The following is a 6,423-nucleotide window of genomic DNA, read 5'->3' on the forward strand; positions in this document are numbered from 1 at the left end:
TCCCCCCAATCACAGAGCCCACTAGCGGAAAATTTGGAGAAAAAGCATATATATTCAGTATATTGCTGAAACAAAACAACCATGTACTATGACAGAGCCAAAAATAAAAAAACGACCGCATGCTACGACAAAATCATTTGAAATTGCAAAAAAATCAGACAACAACCGTTTGCTCTGGCAGAGCCTGCCATAATCCCCCCACATAACGGTTAGTTTCTTGTTTCAGATGCTTCGTATCCTCAACAGGCTTGAACACCATAAAAAAGGGGAAAGCTTTTTTGAAGGAAAGCTTTCCCTTTGGCCCTGTCATAGCATTTGATTGATGCCATTTTAGAATAGTTGATTTCATTAAATCTTTTGGAGGTGCTTGTTGGTGAGCCCAGAGATAAAAGCGCTTTCCTCAGTATCTGACTAGAATTACATGAATAAAATATCAATCCTTTGCTATGGCAGGGCTTTCCCCTTTTAAGGGATAATTGCGGCAGGGCTGAGCCGTTTTAACTGCGGCCGCGCGCTGTGATCCCCATAAGGGCGTAAACAAGGCGGGCGGCGGCAAAATCGGAAGCGTGCATTCCGGGCACCGGAGCCAGCTCCACGACGTCGAACCCAAGGACATCCCGCCCGGACAGCGTCCGTTCCGCAATATCAAGAGACTGGTACCAGCCGAGCCCGCCGGGGACGGGCGTCCCTGTCGCGGGCATGATCGAGGGATCAAGGCCGTCCACGTCAAAGGTCAGATACACCTGACGGGGAAAATCCGGGGGAAGCAGGGAGTCAGAAAGGCCGTTGCGGGCAATGGAGGCCACATCGTGGAATATGACGCCGTGTTCCTTGCGTGCCTCCACTTCATCAAGGCACATGGCCCGCACGCCGAACTGGGCCAGCGGCAGCCCCAAGTCCTTGACCGCGCGCCGCATGACGCACGCGTGGCTCCACGGGCTCCCTTCGTAGCTGTCTCGCAAATCCGCGTGTGCGTCGAACTGGATGATCCCGAATGTCCCGAACCGTTTTTTCAGCGCCGCGAGGGCGCCGTAGGTGACGGTATGTTCACCGCCAAGCAATACGGGCAGGCCGTTGCGGCCAAGGATGCCCTCGACCGCCGCTTCCACCCTGCCGAGCACGGTTTCCGGGGAACCGGAAGTATCGACCGCCGGCCACGTATAAATGCCTGCTTCGGCGGGGATGGATTCGCCATCCCACAATTCAAGTTGATCGGAGGCCTCAAGAATGGCTTCCGGGCCCCGTGCCGTCCCTCCTGCATACGACACCGTAGCCTCCAAAGGCACGGGCAGCACATGGAACAGGCAGGATTCCGGTTCGACGACCGGCAATTCCGAGGCAAGGAATCGGTGTGTGGTTTCGTAGGGCATGGAAATATCCTTTTTCAATGTCTGTAAATGCGGTTGCTTGATCCCCTAAAAGGATTTGTAATACAAACTACTGGAAATATCTTTCCATTAAGCATGTCTCCACGTCAACATGCGGACATGCCGTGCTCTTACATGCGCCCAGCCGTTCCTCCTCCCATCTTCCGAACGATGCTGGGGCCCTTTTTTGTGTTGGCGTTCTTCTCCATCGCTTTGCCGAAAACCAACTTTTCCTCTCCCCTAATGAAAAACACTGGCTTGCCCAGCACCCGGAACTGCATCTGGGCGTTATCGCTTCATGCCTCCCGTTTGAAGCGCCCCCTTTGGAAAGGGAAGGCTGTGCCCTAGAAAATGAGTAATGCCTTATTGCTTGAAATTTTAAAGGAATAATCAATAAAATGCCTCAAGCATGGAGCCCTTCAACGGAAAAACTGGATAAACCGTCTGTAGTTTCACCATAGTGTGGGGATAAAACAGCCACATGCCATGACAGGGCCGAAAGAAAAAGGAAACGGGAAAACACCGCCAACGCCTGCGCAAATGCTTTGAAAAGACGCGCAGTATCCTTTTATTGCATGGCGACAATATACATTTTTCCATCTGTAACAAAATGTCTTCAACATCTTGACGTAGCGCCTATTTCCGTTACAGAATGCAGTAGTTCCATAGAAAAATACATTGAGGCTGCTGTCCGTCTTGCCTCTACTGTTATACGCTTTTTGAGCACTGCAAAACGCCTTGCGAACCTTTTCGTCATGTGCCCTTTGAAGGAGAAGCCATGCACACGTTCAAACGCCAAACATACAGCGGCCAAGTTGTCGAATTCATCAAACGCTGCATACTTGATGGCGAACTCGCTCCCGGCGAGCAGGTTAAGGAAGTCGTCCTCTCCGAACGGCTCGGCATCAGCCGCGCGCCAATCCGCGAAGCGCTGCAAATCCTCACGCAGGACGGCCTGATTACGTCGGAACCGCAGAAAGGGAAGTATATCCGTAAGATGACCCGTCAGGAAATAGAGGACGAATACGAAATCGGCGGCATCCTTGAAGGCGCGGGTGTGGCCGCCGCCCTGCCGCTCATGACCCATGTGGACATTGCCCGGATCTCAGGCATGGTTGAGCATATGGCCCGCCTTGCCCCCAGGGTGGGCGGCCTGTACGAGTTCACCGAAGTCGACGACGCCTTCCACAACGCCCTGCTCGCCCATTGCGCAAACCGCCGTCTCGTGGAAATGGCCCGTTCCGCCTGTACGAACATTTCCAAATTTCTGTTCTATAACCATTGGAACGTCTTGTTTACGCCACAGGAATTCGTGGAGCGGCACCGGAACATCTTTGAAGCCGTACAGACGCGAAACCCCGCTGTGGTGGAAGGGGCGATCCGTGAACACTACCGCGAATCAGGGCGGAGGATGGGGCAGTTTGGCTGCTGAGGCACCCCCGGCGGAAGGATTCTTTTGCTGACGCCGGGCCGATTCTCGGATACAGTCTCCCCCGATAGCTGTTTTGAAATCCTATCGAAGGAGCAGATATGAGCACAGATACCCCCGTTCAGAAAGACGAGCCGAACGTCTCCGCAGAACAGCAGCCCGCCCCCGTCCAGCCCGCCTCCGCGGAGCAGGCCGCTCCCATGACGGAAACGGCGGCCACGGATATGGATGTGCAGCCCTCATCATCCCCGGAAACGGAAGCCGCAACGCCGCCCCCGGCGGAACCGGATCCCGCCGCCCTTTCCCCCGTTCAGGAAGAAAGCGCAGCCTCCGCGCCCAACGCCGCCAAGGTATCCGAACAGCCCGCCCCGAAAGCCCAGGCGCAAACAGCCAGCTTCGCTTCCCGCTGTTTCAACGGGTTCGCTTCCGTCGGCCCCCTGATCCTGATTCTTTTCTGGCTTATTCAATCCATGCCCACGCTTATGGGCCGGGAGCTGCACGCGCTGCACAGCCTGGGCGTCGGCCTGTTCGGGGTGGCCGCGTCCGGCCTTCCCGCCCCCGAACTGTACCCTGTCTATCACTGGTTCTTGAGCGCCTTGAGCCTTATCCCCGGCCTCGACAGTCTGTCTTTGGCGGCATATATCCCCGGCGTGCAACCGACAGCCGGGTTGGAGCAGATCAGCGGTTATCCGGTGCAGCTCCTGCCCATCGCCTCCGCTCTGTCCGCGCTCTTCCTGATCCTTCTGACATGGGCCCTGGCCCGGGCCACCGGCAGCGACAGGCGCACGGCCTTCGCATCCGGCCTGGTGCTTCTGACCGGCTTCGCCTGTATGGGGCTGCCCCGGATTTCCGGCAGCGACATGCTGTTCACGGCCGTCCTTACCCTTTCCGGCATCTGTCTGTACCGTGGATGGATCAAGGCATTCGCCCCCCTATGGCTCTTTGCCGGTTTCGCGCTCGTCGCCCTGTCCACACTGTCCGGCGGCCTGCTTGGCCTCGTCCTTCCGCTGCTTGTCAGCCTCGTATTCCTCATCTGGCGCGGGACGTTCCGCCGGGCCGGGGCGCGCGACGGCGCTCTCGCGTTCGGGCTGCTGCTCGTCCTGCTGCTCTCATGGGGTACGCTCATCGCTTTTGGCGACGGTGGGCGCGAATTGCTGAAGAGCCTCCTCGAAAACGAATATCTGGCCCCCATCCTTGAGGCATGGAAACTGCAAGGGCAGGATTCTTGGATCATCGTAGCCCTGCTCGCCGTCCTTTGGCTCCCGTGGACGCTGCTCCTGCTCTTCCTTCCGTGGGGACGGATCGGCGTCTTCTTCAAGGGGATCGTGGTCAACCGCAAACAGCGCCCCGGCCAAGGCTGGCTGTGGTGCAGCGTCATCGTGACGCTGGCGGTTCTCGCCCTGCTCGGCGCGAACATGCCCGTGCTGCTGATGCCCCTCCTGCCGCCTTTGGCCGTCCTGACCGCCCAAGGCGTGCTGAACCTTTCCGCGCGCGGCAGCCGCGGCTTTTTCCTCCTGTTGGCGCTCCTCTTGATCGCCCTTGGCCTCCTCTTCGCCGCAGCGAACATCTATCCGTTGTTCCTCGGCGAGCTCCCCGCGCCGCTTTCCGCTTTGCAGCCCACGCCGTTGGCTTTGACAGCCGCATTGGTACAGGCCTGCGGGCTCATCCTGCTCGGCATCATCCTCTGGAAGGGGCTCAACCGCTCCTTCGCCGGAGGCGCGCTGCTTGTCCTGACGTTCTTGGTGTTGGTTTATACGGCTCCGATGGCGTACTACGCGACGGCTGCCGCTTCTGTGGACATGACCGCGCCTGTGGAGCCCTCCCCGGCTCAGGAAGCTCCCGCAATGGAGGATACGCCTTCTGAAACGCCCGTGCAGCCTTCCGAACCGGCTGCCCCGGCAACTGACGGGCAGGCCGCTCCCGCACCTTCCACTCCCGTTGAAGCCCCTGCCGCCGCGGAACCACAAGCCACGTCGCTGCCTGCCCCTGAAGAACCGGCAGCGGCAACGGAAGCGGCCCCAGCAGCCCAACCTGCTCCCGCCAACTAAAAGAGGGATTGGAAGAGAGAGAGAGAGAGAGAGAGAGAAGAAAGAGGATACTGTGGGGAGGGGAAGCTGAGAGCATTTCCCCTCCCCTCTTTTTCCCTCCCTCGCGTATGGGAGCCCGTTTTAACCGCAAAGGCCAATCCGTATACGCCCTCTACCTTCACGGATAAGAGAGCACCCGGCCATTGAAAAAACAGGTTGCCGTACTCTTCCCACCCTTGCGGATAAGAGTTTGAAACCGCAGGACAAGCTCACGGCAGGGTTCCCCAGCTGGTATCAGTCCCCCGAATTCAAGCAGGCCCCAACTTCAGCCCAAAGCAGCGCCTTCTTGCCCCGTCCCGGTTCCCGGGAAGGGCCAGCCCCGTTTTTCTCCCAAGCCGGGGCTTTTGGGCATGGCGCTGTCAGAGTATTTGGCTGTTTTATTTCCACAAGATGCTGAAAAAATGGCTCTGTTCAAGTTTACGGTTAATAAAGAGAAATATGCTCCTTTAACCGTCGGAGGCGTGAGCGTCAGCGAGCTTTGAGGACGTCCCCCGCCGCATGGCAATGCGGCATGGAGGGGGCGAGGAACGGTCAAATGCCTCGCGAAGCGCGGTTGAGAGCGGCGAAGCCGCGCGAGACGAAGCGTCGTCAGCCGTTGTCGGAGGGTGCCTTTCACCGCGCTGGAAGTGCGGCCACCTTCACGGCAGCGAATGTTCCGCTGAAACAGGGGCAGATGAACGACCTCTGATTGCTGTATCAGCCGGAAACTTTAACACAACCCCCAAATAGACTGTGTCATAAAAAATGGTTGATGCTTTTTTCCTTGAAGTTCCAAAGGGATAACCGGAAAAATGCCCTAGCCGTGGCTCCCGCCAAGGGGAAAACCGGAGAAAAAGGCTGTATTTTCACCGCACTGTGGAGATGAAACAACCACAAACTAGAACAGAGCCTAAAAATAAAAGGCCCTGTCAGGGCACATGGTTGTTTTGTTTCATCAATAGACTGAAAATATATGCTTTTTATCCAATTTTTCCGCTGGTGAACGCCACGATTGGGGCATTTTATTGGCTACTCCTTTGGAACTTCAAGAAATCACGCATCAACCGTTGGCACGGCCTTTTGCAGAAGGCCCTGTCATGGGATGCAGTTTTTCATCTCCACAGTATGCCGAAAATACAGGCTTTTTCTTCAGTTTTCCGTTGGCGGACTCTATGCCTGAGACTCATTCTTGGTTCTTCCTGAGACATCCACTTTTGCAATGAAAAACGTATTTCAACTATTTGAAATTAAAAATGATTTTTAGAAAATCATCAAAAAGGCAACCGTCTCTCTTCCTTTGGAGCTTCGAGAAATGAAGCATCAACCATTTCCTATAATACGGCATTGCGGAACAACGCCGCAAAACCCCATCCAAACCGGCCCCTCCAACATTCCATATCCCTGTAAAAGCCATAGCCAAAGGGGGGAGATTCCACAAGGAAGCCCCCCCAAAAGCAAAGGCTGTGTTTAAGTTTGTGGTTGATACAAGATTCCAACTGGAAAGGAAGAGTTCTTTGGAAATTATTTGGAGGTCTCGCAACAATTCTTCAAAACTGGATTT

General features: G+C 56.0%; 6 protein-coding genes. 3 read left to right on the plus strand and 3 right to left on the minus strand.

Annotation, left to right across the window (positions count from 1 at the left end; genetic code table 11):
• Positions 1 to 154 precede the first annotated feature (154 nt).
• Both ACZM8Y_RS17415 and speB read right to left on the minus strand, forming a co-directional pair.
• A complete protein-coding gene (locus tag ACZM8Y_RS17415; protein ID WP_479859536.1) occupies positions 155 to 349 on the minus strand; it encodes a hypothetical protein in 195 nt (64 codons plus the stop codon).
• 148 nt (positions 350 to 497) lie between these two features.
• A complete protein-coding gene (gene speB / locus ACZM8Y_RS17420; RefSeq protein WP_482330639.1) occupies positions 498 to 1,370 on the minus strand; it encodes an agmatinase in 873 nt (290 codons plus the stop codon).
• 775 nt (positions 1,371 to 2,145) lie between these two features.
• Here speB and ACZM8Y_RS17425 point away from each other — a divergent pair.
• The 3 genes from ACZM8Y_RS17425 (at position 2,146) to ACZM8Y_RS17435 (ending at position 5,365) form a co-directional block, all read left to right on the plus strand.
• On the plus strand, positions 2,146 to 2,799 hold the full coding sequence (locus ACZM8Y_RS17425) for a GntR family transcriptional regulator (RefSeq protein WP_302554252.1): 654 nt from the start codon (positions 2,146 to 2,148) through the stop codon (positions 2,797 to 2,799).
• A 98-nt stretch (positions 2,800 to 2,897) separates the two neighbouring features.
• A complete protein-coding gene (locus ACZM8Y_RS17430) occupies positions 2,898 to 4,844 on the plus strand; it encodes an SPOR domain-containing protein (RefSeq protein WP_482330640.1) in 1,947 nt (648 codons plus the stop codon).
• Positions 4,845 to 5,233: 389 nt separating this feature from the next.
• The gene (locus tag ACZM8Y_RS17435; protein ID WP_482330641.1) at positions 5,234 to 5,365 is read left to right on the plus strand and encodes a hypothetical protein; all 132 of its coding nucleotides are present in this window, start codon (positions 5,234 to 5,236) and stop codon (positions 5,363 to 5,365) included.
• 734 nt (positions 5,366 to 6,099) lie between these two features.
• Here ACZM8Y_RS17435 and ACZM8Y_RS17440 read toward each other — a convergent pair.
• A partial coding sequence (locus tag ACZM8Y_RS17440; protein WP_489501935.1) for a hypothetical protein occupies positions 6,100 to 6,423 on the minus strand: 324 nt, incomplete at its 5' end.

It is taken from the genome of Bilophila sp. (assembly GCF_057864385.1).